The sequence below is a fragment of the Corallococcus sp. CA047B genome, assembly GCF_003612065.1.
In the GTDB taxonomy this organism is placed as follows: Bacteria; Myxococcota; Myxococcia; order Myxococcales; family Myxococcaceae; genus Corallococcus; species Corallococcus praedator.
In genome coordinates, this window is the sequence record NZ_RAWD01000217.1 from 1 (window position 1) to 16,613 (window position 16,613).

Here is a 16,613-nt window from a genome sequence, read left to right on the forward strand (position 1 = left end):
GAGTTGCCTTGCCCCCCGCCACCGCCCCGGCCACTGGCGGTGATCCGCTTCGACACGGTCAGGGTGCGCGCGACCGAAAGCTGGAAGGCGCCGCCTCCCGCTCCGCCCTTGCCTGGAATCGCGACGCCCAGGCCACCTCCCTCGCCACCCGGGCAGCCCCCGACCAGGGGGACCATGGCCGAGGCTCGGGTGAGGCCGGCCGCGCCCGGGAGTCCACCATCGTCGTAGCCGCGACCGCCGTTCTTGCCCACGGTGCCGTTGCCACCGCCACCGCCGCCGCCGCCCTTCCGGTTGGCGAACTCCCCGTTCGCTCCGGTCGCGGTGCCGCATTGCTGGTGGGCGCCCGCTCCGGCCACCGTCGTGGTGCCATTGGCGAAGATGGGCTGGTTCACGACGGCATCCCCGAACACGGCCACGATGACGGGGCGCGCGCCCACGAGCGTCAGTGAGCCCCCCAGGTCCAGGGTCGCCACGGGGAGCAGGACCGCATCCGTCACGCCGGTGCCCTGGGGGAGGATCTTGTATTTGAGCTGGGCGGAGTTCTGCACGGTGCCGGCCGGGTTCCACGTCAGGGTGTCGGAGTTGAAGGTCACGTTGCCGGTGGTCTTGAGCCCCTGGATGTCCGCCGCGGCGATGGTGTTCGGATCGAAGTTGGAGGTCGGGTAGGGGAACGGACTGCACGCACCGGTCGGCAGGCACACGCCCGGCGCGCCCGTCGAAGCGGTGCACGGTGTGTTGAGCTTCGCGGGATCCGCTTCGTAGCGGCAGTCCGCGCCCGTGGTGCAGACCTGCGCGATCCGCAGACACTGGGCCGGGGCCGCGCACGCCGTGGGTGTGCCGACACAGGCTCCGTTCCCATCGCAGCGGTCGGGCGTGGTGCACGCCAGCGCGTCATCACAGGTCGCCGTGTCCGGCAGGGGCTTGTAGTCACAGCGCCCCGTGTCCCGGTTGCAGGTGCCTCCGCTCTCCCGGCAGATGTCGCTGCCCGCGGCACACTGGCGCTCGGTGCCCGCGCAGGCGCCGGCGCTGCACGCATCCCCGAGCGTGCACGGGTTTCCATCGTCGCAAACCGTCCCCTGCGGCAGTGCGCCCGGTTCGCACAGGCCGGTGGTGGGCTGGCACGCCATGCGCGCGGCGCAGACATTGCCCGGCTGCTGACACTGGGTGGGGGTGCCGGACACGCAGCTGGCTGCCTTGCCTTCCCCCTCGCAGTGGTCGCCCTGGGTGCAGGCGTTGCCGTCATCACAGGCCTCGGCGCGGCAGCCCGGCTCCTGACACCCCGTCAGCGTGTTGCAGTTGAAGTCCACCGTGCCGCCGCACGTCTCCTTCGCGCCGGGGTGGTAGGCCGCGTCGTTGTCGTTGCAGTCGGCGAGCCGGTCCCACGTGGCCCCCGCGAGATGGCCGTCGCCGTCCGCGTCCGCCGCCATGAGCTGGAGGGTCCACTGGGAGAACTTCTTCGGTGGCACGGGGACGGGCTGCTCACTGGCGCGCCGCTCCACCTCGTTGCCGGCACAGCGGCCCGCTTCGTCCTTGTCGAACGAGGACACCGTGATGCTCAGCGCCTGTTCCCAGTCCGCCTTGCGGAGCACCGCGACCCGGAGTTCCTGCTCGTCGCGCTCCTGGAACTGGCTCTTGGGGATGTCCGTCCCTTCCTTGTGGCCCCGGGCATCCTGGACTTCGACGCGCACGCAGGCCGGAGGATGGGACGCGCTGTACTTCACGGTGAGGCGGAGCGCGCCCTCGTCCGGGGCCTTCTCGCGACAGGCGCCCAGCAACAACACGCATCCCAGCAGGCAGAGCCGATACATGGCTCGTACTCTACCCAACACACCGTCACACTCCGAATGCCGTCCCGGAGGGTAGGGTGGACGGGACTGACGACAGGGAGCGGGGCCCGGTGGACCCCGACTCCCCGAGGTACGTCCGTCAGCCGCGCAGTGCGACCACGGTCACGCCATCTCCGCCCTCATGGCCTTCTCCGGGGCGGAACATGCGGATGTAGGGCGACGCGGCCAGGTGGTCGCGGATGGTCTGCTTGAGGGCCCCGGTGCCGTGGCCGTGGATGATCAACGCGGCCTCCTCGCCCCGGCGCAGGCCCTGGTCCAGGAACCGCTCCAGCTCCGACAGCGCGTCGTCGGCGCGCATGCCGCGCACGTCGCAGCGGAAGTTCGTGGCATCCACCTGCGCGGGCGCCGCGGAGGCCGCGCGCTTGAGGGCCGCGTCTCCCTTCTGGCGCTCCGGGAACTTCGTCTGCTGGGGCTTGCGTCCGCGAGGGCCGGACAGCTCCGTCGTCGGCACGCGCATCTTCAGCGCGCCGCCCGCGGACACCACCGCCTGCCCGTCCGTCAGCTCCAGGATCTCCACGTCCCGGCCCAGGCCGGAGTGGTGCACCCACGCGCCCACCTTGAGGTTCGCGGGGCCCGGCGCCTCCACCTGGAACAGCTCCGCCTTGGCCGCCGCCGCGCGCTTCAGTGCCTCGTCCGCGCGCTGCTGCAACTGCATGCGCGCCTCGGAGAGCGCCTTCTCGTTCTGCTCGGAGCGCAGCTTCGTCAAGAGGTCGCGCACCTCCTGGGCGGCGTGCTCGCTGGCCGAGTGCACGTCCTCGTTGAACTGCATCATCCGGCCCTTGCGCTCGCGCTCGAAGGCGACCTTCTGCTTCTCCAGGTCCGCGCGCAGCGCCTCCGCCTCCTTCGCCGCGATGCGTGCCTTCTCCAGCTCCTCGTAGAGCTTGCGCCGTTCATCCTCGGCCGCCGCCAGCGCCTTGGTGAGCGGTCCGCCCGCGTTGAGCGACAGCTCCCGCGCGCGCTCGCACACGTTCGAGGGCAGGCCCACGCGCGCCGCCATGTCGATGGCGGACGACTGGCCCGCCGCGCCCATCTGCAACCGGTACGTGGGCGCCATCCGCTTGGAGTCGAAGCCCACGCGCGCGTTGAGGAAGCGCGGATCCATGTGCGCCAGCGCCTTGAGCTCCTCCAGGTGCGTGGTGACGAGCGCATACGCGCCCTTGCCCAGCAGCTCCTCCAGCACCGCGATGGCGATGGCCGCGCCCTCGCGCGGATCCGTGTCCGCCGCGATCTCGTCGATGAGCACCAGCGAGTCCTGGCCCACCACCGCCAGGATGTCGCGCAGCAGGGTGACGTGGGCGCTGAACGTGGACAGGCCCTGCGTCAGGTCCTGCGCGTCGCCCACGGTGGAGTGCACGGAGCGGTACAGCGGCATCCGCGAACCTTCCGCCACCGGCACGGGCAAACCCGCGCGCAGCATCAGCGCGCACAGCCCCACGCCCGTCAGCGTCACCGTCTTGCCGCCCGCGTTGGGGCCGGACACCACCAGCGCCCGCGCGCCACCCGTCAGCGCCACGTCGTTGGACACCACCTCCGTGCCCTTGAGCACGAGGCGCGGGTGGCGCAGCCCGCGAAGCTGCAGCTCCGTGACGTCCACGAAGGTGGGCGTCGTGGCGTCCAGATCCGCGGAGAGGATGGCGATGGCCTCCACCTCGTCCAGCTCCGCCACCGCCTCCAGGCCCTCCAGGATGCGCGTGGACTCACGGCCCACCAGCTGGCTCAGCTCCTGGAGCACCCGGCGCTCCTCCTCCGACACCTCCGACTGCGCGATGGCCAGGTCGTTGCCCAGGCCCACCATCGCCTGCGGCTCCATGAAGAGCGTCTGCCCCGTCTGGCTGGCGTTGTGGACGATGCCGTCCACCTCCGAGCGGTAGTTGGACACCACCGGCACCACGTAACGCCCGTTGCGCAGCGTGTAGTAGTTCTCCCGCAGCTTGGGGATGAACGACTCGTCGTGGAGCAATTCGTCCAGCCGCGTCTTGATGCGCCGGTGCAGGCCGCGCGCCCGGTCTCGGGCTTCCTTCAGCTCCGGACTGGCGCGGTCGGAGATCTCACCGTCCGGTTCAAAACACTGGTCCAGGCGGCGCGCCATCGCCTCCAGGAAGGGCAGGCGCCGGGAGATTTCCACCAGCCGGGGGACCTTCTCGCGGCGCTCGTCCAGCGCCTCCCGCGTCCTGGCGAAGGCGAAGAGCAGCTGGGCCGCGTCGATGAGCTGGCGGGGCTCCAGGATGCCGCCCTTCTCCGCGTGGCCCACGGCGGTGCGCAGGTCCGTCACGCCGCCCAGGGGCAGGGAGAACTGCTGCTGTGACAGGAAGCGGGCCTCTTCCACCAGGGCCAGCGCTTCGGTGACTTCCGCCTCGGTGTCGTGGAACGGGCGGGCAAGCACCCGCTCCCTTCCTGGCTCCGTTCGACAGCGCTCCGTCAGCGCACGGAGCACTTCGGAGAAACCAAGGTCTTCCAGCGTTCTTTGGGAGATCTGCACGGTCATGGGTTTCATGCGCGGCCGGGTGTCCGTCAAGGGGAAGTGTTGAGGTGGCCCGCCTGGCTCTGCTATCTGCCGGGCATGATGTGGGTTCTCGTGGCGGCGTTGCTGACGGGCGCCTCCGACGCACCGGCCTCTCCGGTCCTGACAGCCCAGGTGGCCCCGGCGGCTCCCAACCCGCTGGCGGACGCCCTGGCCCTGGAGACGGCCGGGAACGACGCGGGGGCCCTGGCCGCCCTGGAGCGGCTGGTGCTCGCCCAGCCCCGGTGGGAGCTTCCCCGGTTGGAGGCCGCGCGGCTGCTGCTCAAGGCAGGGAGCGCCCCGGAGCTGGACCGGGCCCAGGCGCACCTGGATGCGGCCCTGGGGGAAGCCCCGGACAACCCCCGGGTCCATTTCCTGCGGGGACAACTCCTGGAGGAGCGCAGCGCCCCCTTCGACGCCATCCGCGCCTATGAGAAGGCGGTGGGCCTGCGCCCGTCCTATGACGACGCGCGCTTCCGGCTGGCGGGCCTCTGGGCCCAGGTGGGGGACTGGCTCAAGGCGGAGCTGCACTACCGGCCCCTGTCCAAGTCCAAGCCCGCGTGGGTGCAGGTGCGCCTGCAACTGGCGGCGGTGCTGGAGAAGCAGGGGCGGGCGCTGGACGCGGAGCGGGAGTTCCTGGCCGCGCGGGACGCCCAGCCGACCAACCCGGGCGTCCTTCGCACGCTGGCTGCCTTCTACGACCGGACGGCCAGGCCCCAGCTCGCCGCGAAGGTGAGGGCGCAGCTCACGGCCCCGGAGAAGCGATCCATGCGTGTGCTCAAACCATCGAAGCGCTGACAATCCGGCCGGTCGCTCTTTGGAGGTCCTGGCCGTGGCGATTGCTTCGCGCGACGCGCTGCATACACTGCGCCCGCCTTGAAGACCGCCAACCTCGCCATCGTCTTCACCGACATCAAGGGCTTCACCGAACGCACCAGTCGGCAGACGCTGGAAGAGAATCAGCGGTTGCTCCAGGTGCATGAGGCGTTGCTCGCGCCGCTGTTCAAGGCGTTCGGTGGACGCATCATCAAAACCATTGGCGACGCGTTCCTCGTCACCTTCGAATCCCCCACCCAGGCCGTCCTGAGTGGCATCGCCATCCAGGATCAGCTCTGGCACCACAACCGCCTGCTCCCGGCGGATGACCAGCTCCACGTGCGCGTCGCCGTCAACGTGGGCGAGGTGCGGGTGGAGGCCAATGACATCTTCGGCGAGCCGGTGAACATCGCCGCCCGCGTGGAGGGCATCACCGACGCGGATGAGGTCTTCTTCACGGAGGCCGTCTACCTGGCCATGAACAAGGCGGAGGTGCCGTCGCAGGAGGTGGGCTCCTTCGAGCTGAAGGGCATCCCCGGGAAGATCCGCGTCTTCCGCGTGCCGCGCGCGCCGTACCGGGTGGAGGCGCCGTCGCCGGGACTGGTGGTGTCGGAAGCGGAGGCGTCCTCGCTGCCGCCGTTCGGCAACCTGGCCCTGTCGCGCGTGTCCGAGGAGGGCATGGACCTGAGCGCCCTGGGGCAGCGGGCGGCGGAGGGCGCGGCGCAATTCGGACAGGGCGCGGCGCAGTTGGGCCAGCGCGCGGCCGGCGGCGCGGTGGTGCTGGGCCAGAAGGCGGCGAGCGGCGCGGTGGTGCTGGGCCAGCGCGCGGCCGGTGGCGCGGTGGTGCTGGGGCAGCGGGCGGCGGTGGGCGCGGTGGTGGTGGGCCAGAAGGCCACGGTGCTGGGACGTCAGGCGCACTCGGCGGGCAGCGCCCTCTGGGCCCGTGGGCTCGAGGCGCATGCGCGCATGGCGCCCGAACAGCGCAGGAAGTGGCTGATGGTGGCGGCGGCGGTGGGCGTGCTGCTGCTGGGCGTCGTGGGGCTGCTGTGGATCCGGGGGGCACCCCTGCGCGCCATCCACGCGGTGGAAGGCACGGCGGGGATGGAGAAGACCCGGCGCTCCAACGAGGCGCAGAAGTACATCGACGCGGAGAAGGATCCGGCCCGGCGCCTGTTCTTGACGGGCCGTCTGTCGGAGGCCCAGGGCGACGTGTCGGGCGCGCTGGGCGAGTACGGCCAGGCGGCGAAGAAGGGCAGTGACGACGCCGTGTCGCGCATCGTCGACCTGCTGGAGCATGAGAACTGCTGGACGCGCGTCGCCGCGGTGAGGGCGGCGGCGGACCTGAAGCTCAAGGATGCGCGAAGCACGTTGGAGAGCCTGGCCGAGAACGGCGGGGACGATGACGGCCGCTCCGGGGGCTTCCTGCGCTCCAACTGCGATTCGAAGAAGGCCGCTGAAGGCGCGCTCAAGCGCCTGGACGCCAACTGACCTCCCGCGATCACGCGACGCGCGTGCGACGGGACGAGGCGATGACCGTGACGAAGGTGAAGACGGGACTGGATGTGTGGGCCGCGCAGGGCTTCTCCGCGCTCAAGGGCAAGCGCGTGGGCGCCATCGTCAACCCCACCAGCGTGGACTCGCGCTTCCGCCACCTGGCGGACCTGCTGGCCGGCACGGAGGGCGTGACGCTTGCGGCGCTCTTCGGCCCGGAGCACGGCATCCGCGGCGAGGCCCAGTACATGGTGGCCGTGGACGAGGCGCGCGACCGGCGCACCGGCGTGCCCGTGTACAGCCTCTATGGCTCCACCTTCGAATCGCTGTCGCCGCGGCCGGAGTGGCTCAAGGGCCTGGACGCGCTGGTGTTCGACATCCAGGACGTGGGCAGCCGCTACTACACCTACGTCTACACCATGGCGCTGGCCATGAAGGCCGCCGCCCACGCGCGCGTGCCCTTCTACGTCTTGGACCGGCCCAACCCGCTGGACGGGGTGACGCTGGAAGGCAACCTCGTGGGGGACCGCTTCCGCTCCTTCGTGGGCCTGTACGCGCTGCCCAACCGCCACGGCATGACGGCGGGGGAGCTGGCGCGGCTGTTCAACTCGCAGGAGGACTTCGGCTGCGACCTCACGGTGGTGCAGTGCGAGGGCTGGACGCGCGACATGCACTGGAGCGACACGGGGCTGCCGTTCCTGCCGCCGTCGCCCAACATGCCCACCGCGGACACCGCGCTCGTGTACCCGGGCATGTGCCTGGGTGAAGGCACCAACGTGTCCGAGGGGCGCGGCACCTGCCGCCCGTTCGAACAGTTCGGCGCGCCGTGGGTGGACACCGACGCGCTGCTCGCGCGGCTGGACCAGGAGCGCCTGCCGGGCGTGGCCTTCCGGCCGGTGGGCTTCACCCCCACGTTCGACAAGTACAAGGGCGAGTCGTGCAGCGGGGCGTTCATCCACGTCACGGACCGGAAAGCCTTCCAGCCGCTGCGCACGGGCATCGCCATCTTCCAGGCTCTGCACGACATCGGTCCCCAGCACTTCGACTGGCGGGCGGACGCGTACGAGTTCGTGGAGGACGTGCCCGCGTTCGACCTCTTGTGCGGCACCGACCAGGTGCGTCGTGGCATCGAGGAAGGGTGGAGCCTGGACCGGATGCTGGAGGGCTTCGCGCTCCAGACGGAGGCCTTCCGGAAGCACCGGGAGCCCGCCCTGCTGTACGCTGTGGGGCGGTGACCTCCCCGTGATTGGCGTCCTCTCCGATACGCATGGCGACCTGGGTGCCTTCGACGCGGCCTATGAGCTGCTGCGGGCCAAGGGCGCCCGGCGCTTCCTCTTCACCGGCGCGCGCTACACGGACCTGGATGAGTGGGTGCTGTGGCGCCGCCAGAAGAGCCGGGGCGGGCGCGAGTACTCCGACTCCGACTTCCTGGCGGACGTGACGCAGTGGCTGGTGGCGCCCCAGGAGGGCAAGCCGCGCACGCCCGCGTACGGCGCGGCGCCCGCGGACGTGGCGTCGGAGGACGACCGGCGGCTGGTGATGGAGCGCTTCGTGCGCGTGCCGGAGCGCGAGTCGCTGGCGTACCGGGACCCCAACGTGCCCAACAAGGCCATGGACCTGGTGGGGGACACGCTCTGCTGCGTGGTGCACGACAAGAACGACCTGGTGCGGGACGACTTGCTCAACGCGCTGGTGTTCATCCACGGCAAGGAGCCGGAGCCGAAGGTGGTGCAGATTGGCCCGCGCTACTTCGTGACGCCGGGCCGGCTGGTGGGCGCGGCGGAACAGACGTGCGGCCTGTTGGAGAAGGCGGAGCGCAACCTGAGCTTCTCCGCGTTCCGTCTGGATGGGCACCTGGTGCTGCCGCCGCAGGTGCTCCAGGTCGACTCGCGTTCGACGAAGCTCACCGTCAAGTAAGAGGCCCGCCGTGAAGGTCGCGCTGCTTGGAGGCTCGTTCAACCCGCCGCACGTGGGCCACCTGATGGCGGCCACCTACGTGCATGCGACGCAGGGCGTGGATGCCGTCTGGTTGATGCCCTCGTTCCACCATCCGTTCGGCAAGCAGTTGGAGTCCTTCGAGCAGCGCGTGCGCATGTGCGACGCGCTCTGTCAGGAGACCTCCGGTTGGCTCCAGACGAGCCAGGTGGAGCGCGAGGTGGGCGGCGGCGGTCGCACGGTGGACACGCTGGCGTTCCTGGTGGAGCGCCACCCGGACATCCAGTTCTCGCTCATCATCGGCAGCGACATCCTGCGGGACCTTCCGCACTGGAAGGACTTCGACCGCATCCAGCAGATGGCGCGCGTGCTGGTGCTCTACCGCGCGGGCTATCCGGCGCCGAACACGGTGGGGCCGCCCCTGGCGGAGGTGTCCTCCACGCAGGTTCGCGAGCAACTGGCGCGCGGCATGGAGCCGTCGGAGCTGGTGCCGGCGGGGGTGCTGAAGGTGGCGCGCGAGGCGGGCCTGTTCGGGCTGGCCATCCCGCGCGTCCGGGCGGAGTGAACTAGAAGGTCGCGCCGATGAGGTGCAGGTCGCCCAGGCCGTCGTTGAAGCGGCGTGCGTACTGGTAGAAGAACGAGATGGCGTAGGCCTGCCCCACGCTGAGCCGCAGCGTGGCGGAGCCGCCCACCGCCCCGTGGTTGTTCCGGTTGTCCGTGCGCGCCAGGGTCCCGAAGCCCTCCAGTTCGAACTGGCTGACGAAGAGGGACGGCAGCACCCACAGCGTGGAGGCCCAGCCGTAGTCGACGATGACGCGGTAGCGGTAGCGCGCGGTGCCGATGAGCACGTTGCGTGCGCTGAAGGTGTGGTCTTCGTAGCCGCGCAGGTACTCGCTGAACGCGAGGCCCGGCTGGAGCTGGAGCGGCAGCGAGCCTTCATCCGTGCTGTCACGGCTGGTGAAGAAGGCCTGGCCCGGGAGGATGCCACCCACCTCCAGCAGCCCGTCGGGCGCGCCGGGCAGGTAGCGGCCCACGGCGGAGAGCTGGAAGTTGTCCTTGCCGGTGAAGGGCAGGCCGCCCGTGAAGCCCTCCACGCCCAGGCGCACGTCGCCCACGGTGGAGTCGCGCGCGAAGGCCTTGGGGTAGACAGCACCGCTGAGCGACAGCCCCAGGCCACGCTGCGTGCCGCCGTAGGACGTGCCCTCGCCCGCGAAGTAGGACGCGGCGACCTCCGGCCCGATGAGGCGCGTGATGAGCTGGGGACGGCGGTCGGTGGCGTCGAAGCGGCGATCCAACGCGAGCACGCCGAACTGCACCGGCGTCGTCCAGAACGTGCGCGACGCGAACGCCGTGGCCTGCAGGTCGGTGCGGTTGGTTTCGCGGATGCGCGACGCGGAGACCTGGAGGTAGATGGGCGACAACTGCGCGTTGCCGTACGCGAACGTCACGCCGGGTTGCTCCACCTTCGTGTCGTACGTCAGCAGCAGCGAATACGCGTGGAAGCCCAGCCGGTCCTGACCCGCCAACGCCAGACCGACCGCGAGGTACGGGTCCTCCCCGTCGATGTCGTTGGGCACGGTGTAGAAGTACGGCAGCCGGTAGTTCGGGACGAGGAAGCCCTCCAGCGTGGAGTAGGGCTGGTCCGACAGCACGTCCACGTCGCGGCCCACGACAGCTGGCGGCACCACCGGCCCATCCAGGTCGCTGTCGGGGTCGGACGTCAGCGGCGGTGCCACGGACGTTTCGGCGGGCACCTGCGCGACTGCTTCCGGTGAGGTGGGAAGGGCACCCTCCGTGCCTTGGCCGGGGAAGTCCGCGAAGCCTTCCGACGCCTCCGAGGTGGGGGTGCCTGACGGCGGAGGGGGCGCGTTCGGTGCGCCCGCGAGTCCCGACGGGGTGGGGGAAACGGTCGAAGGGGGCGCTGCATTCGCGTCGCCGGGCGCGGTGTTCGCCTCGGCCACGGGCGTGGACGCCGTGCGCAGCTCGGCCAGGGCCTGGGTGAGGGGCGCGCGGTCGACGGTGAGGTTCGTGCCGTCGCGGTTGATGAAGACGACCGAGTCCTCCCCCTCGGGCGCCACGTCCATCGTCAGGTGGGGCGCGTCGGTGACGCGGGCGATGCGCCGGGTGGAGACGGTCATCACGTGGACCTGGAGCCGGCCCTCGTGCTCGCGCAGGAAGGCGAGGTGATCCGCGTCCAGCCACCGGGGCGAATAGTTGAAGAGCCCGTCGCGCGTGAGCCAGCGCAGGGAGCCGTCCGGTTCGCGCAGCACCAGATCCCAACCCTCCTTGCCGGACATGGGGAACACCTGGCGCTGTCCCTCCGGAGACGTCGCGGGCGGGCCCAGCGCCGTATGCGCCTGGAAGTCCGTCAGCCGCTCCTGCCGACCCGACTCCAGGTCCAGCCGCACGAGGTTCGCCGCGTCGCCGCGCACCTGCACGAACACGTAGCTTTTGCCGTCCTCGCTGATGTCTCCGCCCATGCCCTCCAGTCCGTCCCACAGCCTCACGATGTCGCCCGTGCGCGCATCGACGCGCCACAGCTTCGCCGTGTAGCTGCCCACCGCGTCCACGTCCGCGCCGACCAGGTACAGCCAGGCGCCGTCGCGGCTGAAGGTCATGCCGCTGGCGAGCGACGGGCTGGCCAGCACCCACCTGCGCCCCGGGAGCAGTTGCACCAGCGCCCGGCTGAAGCGCTCGCGGCCGTCGCGCTCGCGCACGGTGAGGTGGGTGATCTGCTCACGGCCCACGCTCAGGAGCGCCGTGGTGCCGTCGCGCGGGTTCGCGGCGAGCCGGGAGAAGTAGCCCGCGTCCTGGACCACCACCTGCTGCGTGGCGGGGCGCTCGCGCACCTGGAGGTTCTTCTGGAGGCTCTGCTCGTACTCGCTGAACAGCGAGCCGATGTCCTTGCCGTACACGCGCTTGAACCGCAGCGTCACGGCGATGGGCGGGACGATGGAGTTGCCCTGTTCCTCCACCAGCTTCCACAGGCGCTTCTCGCCGTACGTGCGGGCCAGGTACTCCACGAAGTGCATCCCGCTCAGGTAGTTGCCGCCGAACGGCTCCAGCGCCCGATTTTCGGGGGACAGGTAGCCCGCGTTGAGCTCCCCGCGCCGGGCCTGCACCGCGCCCTCCCACCAGCCGCGCCACACGGGGCTGTAGGGGCGGCCTGTTTCCTTGCCCAGCCGTCCCTCGTAGTAGGTGGCCAGGCCCTCCAGGAACCAGGACTCGGTGAAGATGTTGGGCTGGAAGAGGCCACCGCTCAGGGTGTTGAGCAGGTTCCAGAGGCCGCCCACCTGCTGCATCTGCACGTAGTGGACGGACTCGTGACACGCCACGTCGCCAATGTCCGTCTCACCCAGCCCCAACAGGTTGAACTGCTCCAGCGTCATGTGCTGCGGTAGCACCATCTGCTGCGGCGTGCTGGCGAACTCCGACTGGACGTAGGCGTTGTTGAAGTCCGCGCTCGTCAGGTAGACGAGGACCCGCTTGCGCTCGGCCTTGCTCCACGCGTCCGCGCGCAGGCGGTCCACGCAGCCCTCCATCCGGGCCGCGACGCGCAGGGCCGTGGGACGCAGGTGGGCCGGGTAGTACAGCTCCAGCGACCGCGTGGTCAGCTTGTGCATGTCGTCCCGGGCGAACGACGCCTGGACGTTCTGCGGGAAGCGGGGTGCGACGAAAGCACACCCGGATGTCAGCAGGAGAAGGCAGGCGAGAAGGGCGGGCTGGCGGGCAGACCCGCTGGAAGCTGACATGGCGGGCATCCTAGCGGCCACAAATCGTGGCCACGAACGCGTTTTTCACGGTAAGGGATCGCGGTCGCTTCTCTCACAGGAACCCTCTCATGTCCGAACCCGCCGAGCCTCAGGCGCTCCCCGTTCCGCAGCATGTCCACAACGCGCAGCTCCAGCTCACCGCGGCGCTGGAGAAGGCCGACGGCAAGCCTGTCGATCTGGTGAAGGCGCCGTGGGCGGACGTGGAGAAGTCGGTCATCCAGCTCCTGGGCGGCAAGTTCGACCCGAACCGGCCGGAGCACCAGGCCGCGGCGCTGGGCCTCGCGGGCGGCTTCGCGATTCGCCTCATCTCCGAGCACCAGGCCTTCTGGTTCCCCAACCGCGACTCCCCCGAGGGCGCGTCGCTGGGCTTCCCCCAGGCCATCATCATGCTGTCCCCGTTCGGGGCGGTGATGGACGCGCTGGCGCAGGGCAAGTTGACGCGCCTGGACGACCTGGCCAGCGACATCCGCCGTTCGCTGGGGCAGGTGCGCTTTGGCGCGAACCCCGCGCAGCCCCTGGGCGCGCAGCCGCAGCAGCTGGCGCCCCAGGACTACCAGCGCCTGTTCGATCCGGGCTTCCTCCAGTTCATCGTGGTGGACTCGGCCAAGGCGAAGCAGACGCTGGAGACGAAGACGGACGTGCTCGCGCGCGACGTGCGTGACGCGCTGGGCCGCACCCAGCCGCCGCTGCCGCCGGAAGCGCGCCAGCAGTTCGAGGGGCAGATCGTCACGTCGCTGCAGCGGATGGAAGTGGGCAAGACGCTGGCGGATCAGGCCGAGCGCGCCCCCCGGCTCGCGGAGCTGATGACGCACCTGGTGGCCACGGTGGGTGGCACGGGGTCCGCGCCGGAGGAGTTCTGGCACGACGTGGTGTTGCCGCTGCTCTTCATCGGCACGCCCGCGAGCTTCCCGCCGCTGGATGAGGATGAGCTGGCGGCGTTCAAGCAGGGCGCGGATCCGCTGGCGCTCTTCGTGGACGTGGTGCCGCACGCGCACCGCGCGCCGGACGAGGGCCTGCTGGGCGCGTTCGAGATGTCGGAGATTGGCCTGGTGCACCCGGCCTTCCAGAAGGTCGGCGCGCTGCGCCTCATCCGGATCAACCCGGACCGGCTGAAGCCGCTGCTGGACAAGTACGATCCGAACGCGACGATGGACGCGGTGCAGCGCTTCACGGCGCACGTGTCCAAGGCCGCGGGCCAGCCGGCCGCGGAGTCCCCGCAGGGCAAGGAGATGCTCCAGGCGGCGCTCACGCTGCTGGCGGACCTGAAGCGCTCCGTGACGGTGTCCGGCGACGTCTGCCTGCGCCGCCTCACCGAGGCCGAGGCCGCGTCCGAGCAGGCCCTGGCCATCGTGCGTCGCGCCCTCCAGGGCTCGCGCATCATCCTCACGTAGTTCGTGGGTGGGGCGCGCGTCCGGGGAGAGCCCGAACGCGCGCCATGAAGTGCCACCGCTCTGGTCCGTGCAGGGCCTGGAGCGGGGCTGCTTCACTTCTTCGCGAGCACGTCTTCCAGCGCGGTGCGGACTTCCGGGCGCAGCCGGTCCGAAGCCAGCCGCAGCGCCCGCCGTGAGAGCTGCGCGTAGAGCGGAGCGATGTCCCCGGGCAGCGCCGCGAGGTGCGCCGCGACGACGCCCGCGTCTCCCCGGACGATGGGGCCCGTGAGCCCTCCCGAGCGTCCGCGCGCCTCCACGCCCCGAAGTGCGGAACGCATCAGCGGCAGCAGGGCCTGGAGCGCGGCTTCGGGTTCGATGCCCGCGGCGCCCAGCGCGCCCACCGCCGCGTCCGCCAGGGCCACGAGTCCACCGGCGCTCAGCACCGCGCCCGCGTGGTAGGCGGCCCTGTGTGCCTCCGGCACGTCGAACACCGCGAAGCCCACGTCCTCCGCCATGCGCTGGAGCACCGCGCGAAGGGCAGGGGAGCGCGTGCTGATGGCGGCCGTATGGCCCGCCAGTGAATCGCGCGCGGAGGACACGGCGCAGAGGGGATGGAACGAACCCACCGTCCGGCCCGGCTGCGTCGTCAGCGCGGAGAGCGGCAGTGCCCCCGCGGTGTGCACCAGCGCCACCGTGCGCGGCAATTCCTTCGACAGTGCCTGTGACACGGTGGGCACGGCCGCGTCCGGAACGCAGAGCACGCAGACGCGGGCCTTCTTCAAGTCCGTGGGGGTCGCGGGCTTCAGGCCCAGGGCCCGGGTGCGCTCGCGGCCCGCGTCGTCGCGCGAATACACACGCACGGGCCACCGCTTCGCCTGGAGCGCCAGTGCGAGGGCTCCACCCAGCCGCCCGGCACCGACGATGACCACGGGGACTCGCTTCGCCTTCACGGTGGAGCGTCCCGCGCGAGCCGGAGCGGACGCATCCGCCCCATCACCCGCGCGTCCCTGCCGGGCTCGCCGTTTCGCCGTCAGGCGGCATCCCGGGCGAACAGGAGCTGTCCGGCCTGCACCGCCACGCGCACGCGGTCTCCCGCTCCGAACTCACCGGAGAGGATGCGCTCCGCCAGCGGGCCTTCCACCAGCCGCTGCACCACCTGACGCATCGGCCGCGCGCCGAGCAGCGGATCGAAGCCGCCCGACTTGAGCAGGTGGCCCACCACGTCCGCGCCCGCCGTGTAGACGATGCCGCGCTCCATCGCGAGCCGCTTGCTGCTCTCCGCCAGGATGAGCGTGGCGATCTTCGCCACCTCCAGCTCCACCAGCGGACGGAACGGCAGCCGCTCATCGATGCGGTTCCACAACTCCGGGGGCAGCGCCTTGCGCGCCGTGTCCGACGCCAGGTCCAGCGCGTTCCCCGCCGCCGCATCCGCCGCGCCGAAGCCCACCGCCCGGCCCGTGCGCGAGAACGCATCCGCGCCCAGGTTCGTCGTCATCACGATGACCGTGTTCGAGAAGTCGATGTGGCGGCCCTTGCCGTCCGTCAGCCGGCCCTCCTCCAGCACCTGGAGCAGCAGCATCTGCACCTCGCGGTGCGCCTTCTCAATCTCATCCAGCACCACCACCGACGACGGCCGGCGGCGCACCGGCTCCGTGAGCTGCCCACCCTCACCGAAGCCCACGTAGCCCGCGGGCGAACCGATGAGGCGCGACACGCCGTGGGACTCGGACATCTCGCTCATGTCCAGGCGCACCAGCGCGTCCCGGTTGCCGAACAGCACCTCCGCCAGCGCCCGCGCCATCTCCGTCTTGCCCACGCCCGTGGGGCCCAGGAAGAGGAAGCTGCCCATGGGACGGCGCGACGCGAAGCCCGCGTAGTTGCGCCGGATGACCCGCGCGATGCGGCCCACCGCCTCGGCGTGGCCAATCACGCGCTGCGACAGGTCGTCCTCCAGCCGCAGCAGGCGCGCCGAGTCGTTCATCAGCAGGCGCTCTTCCGGCACCCCCGCCAGCTTCGCCACCACCCGCGCCACGTCCGCCGCGTCCACCCGGTGCTTGCCCTCGCGGTGGCAGCGGCTGCCTGCCAGGTCCACCACGCTGATGGCCTTGTCCGGCATGAACCGGTCCGTCACGTAGCGGCTCGCCAACGACGCGGCCGCCTCCAGCGCCTCCGGCAGGTAGCGCAGCGCGTGGTGCTCCTCGTACCGCCCGATGATGCCCTTGAGGATCTCCACCGTCTCCGGCACCGACGGCTCGTTCACCGTCACCGACGTGAAGCGCCGCTCCAGCGCCGGGTCCGCCGCGATGAACTTGCGGTACTCGTCGTGCGTCGTCGCGCCGATGCAGGGGAACTCGCCGCGCGCCATCGCCGTCTTCAGCTCGTTGGCCGCGTCCTGCGGGCCCTCGCCCGTGGAGCCCGCGCCCACCAGCGTGTGGATCTCGTCGATGAACACCACCACGCGCCCCTCGGCCCGCCGCACCTCCTCCTTCAGCGCGTTGAGCTTCTCGGAGAACGAGCCGCGCAGCTGCGTGCCCGCGACCAGCGTGGCCATGTCCAGCTCGACGAGGATCTTCTCCGCCAGCGTGCCCCTGAGGCCCAGCAGGCGCTGCGCCACGCCCTCCACCACCGCCGTCTTGCCCACGCCGGGCTCGCCCAGCAGGCACGGGTTGTTCGTGCGGCGCTTGCCCAGGATGTCGATGACCTCCTCGACCTCCCGCGCGCGGCCCACCACCGGGTCCAGCTTCCCCTCGCGCGCCGCCTGGCTCAGGTTGCGGCCCATGGAGGTGAGCATCGGGAACGCCTTCGCATCCAGCACCAGCGTGCCGCCCTTCACCTGCGCGGCGGGGGCCGGCGGAGTCGGACCTGTCTCTTATACACTTCT

The 16,613-nt window shown here is 71.0% G+C and carries 11 protein-coding genes; 6 read left to right on the top strand and 5 right to left on the bottom strand.

Annotation, left to right across the window (positions count from 1 at the left end):
* Positions 1–1,808, bottom strand: a 1,808-nt coding sequence (locus D7X74_RS27950; protein WP_120536056.1) for a putative metal-binding motif-containing protein, incomplete at its 3' end; no start/stop codon positions are given.
* A gap of 118 nt (positions 1,809–1,926) precedes the next feature.
* Positions 1,927–4,332, bottom strand: coding sequence for an endonuclease MutS2 (locus D7X74_RS27955; protein WP_120536057.1), 2,406 nt, complete (start codon positions 4,330–4,332; stop codon positions 1,927–1,929).
* 75 nt (positions 4,333–4,407) lie between these two features.
* Between D7X74_RS27955 and D7X74_RS27960 the strand changes: the two genes are divergently transcribed.
* From D7X74_RS27960 to nadD, 5 genes are all read left to right on the top strand, one after another.
* Positions 4,408–5,145: a hypothetical protein gene (locus D7X74_RS27960; protein ID WP_120536058.1), complete on the top strand. Its 738-nt coding sequence runs from the start codon at positions 4,408–4,410 to the stop codon at positions 5,143–5,145.
* 78 nt (positions 5,146–5,223) lie between these two features.
* Positions 5,224–6,651 (top strand): adenylate/guanylate cyclase domain-containing protein, encoded by a 1,428-nt coding sequence (locus D7X74_RS27965; RefSeq protein ID WP_120536059.1) that lies wholly within the window; start codon positions 5,224–5,226, stop codon positions 6,649–6,651.
* Between the two features lie 47 nt (positions 6,652–6,698).
* A complete protein-coding gene (locus D7X74_RS27970) occupies positions 6,699–7,889 on the top strand; it encodes an exo-beta-N-acetylmuramidase NamZ domain-containing protein (protein ID WP_120536065.1) in 1,191 nt (396 codons plus the stop codon).
* A 7-nt stretch (positions 7,890–7,896) separates the two neighbouring features.
* Positions 7,897–8,571, top strand: a complete 675-nt coding sequence (locus D7X74_RS27975; protein ID WP_120536060.1) for a hypothetical protein — start codon at positions 7,897–7,899, stop codon at positions 8,569–8,571.
* Between the two features lie 10 nt (positions 8,572–8,581).
* The gene (gene nadD, locus D7X74_RS27980; protein ID WP_233595794.1) at positions 8,582–9,154 is read left to right on the top strand and encodes a nicotinate (nicotinamide) nucleotide adenylyltransferase; all 573 of its coding nucleotides are present in this window, start codon (positions 8,582–8,584) and stop codon (positions 9,152–9,154) included.
* Between the two features lies 1 nt (position 9,155).
* Here nadD and D7X74_RS27985 read toward each other — a convergent pair whose 3' ends face one another.
* Complete coding sequence (locus D7X74_RS27985) at positions 9,156–12,341, bottom strand: hypothetical protein (RefSeq protein ID WP_120536062.1); 3,186 nt, start codon at positions 12,339–12,341, stop codon at positions 9,156–9,158.
* A gap of 89 nt (positions 12,342–12,430) precedes the next feature.
* Here D7X74_RS27985 and D7X74_RS27990 point away from each other — a divergent pair, with 89 nt between their 5' ends.
* Positions 12,431–13,753 carry a hypothetical protein gene (locus D7X74_RS27990; protein ID WP_120536063.1) on the top strand — a complete coding sequence of 441 codons (1,323 nt, stop codon included), beginning with the start codon at positions 12,431–12,433 and terminating at the stop codon, positions 13,751–13,753.
* Positions 13,754–13,845: 92 nt separating this feature from the next.
* Here D7X74_RS27990 and D7X74_RS27995 read toward each other — a convergent pair whose 3' ends face one another.
* Both D7X74_RS27995 and D7X74_RS28000 read right to left on the bottom strand, forming a co-directional pair.
* The gene (locus D7X74_RS27995) at positions 13,846–14,682 is read right to left on the bottom strand and encodes a Rossmann-like and DUF2520 domain-containing protein (RefSeq protein ID WP_120536064.1); all 837 of its coding nucleotides are present in this window, start codon (positions 14,680–14,682) and stop codon (positions 13,846–13,848) included.
* 80 nt (positions 14,683–14,762) lie between these two features.
* On the bottom strand, positions 14,763–16,565 hold the full coding sequence (locus D7X74_RS28000; protein WP_233602290.1) for an AAA family ATPase: 1,803 nt from the start codon (positions 16,563–16,565) through the stop codon (positions 14,763–14,765).
* Positions 16,566–16,613: the final 48 nt, after the last annotated feature.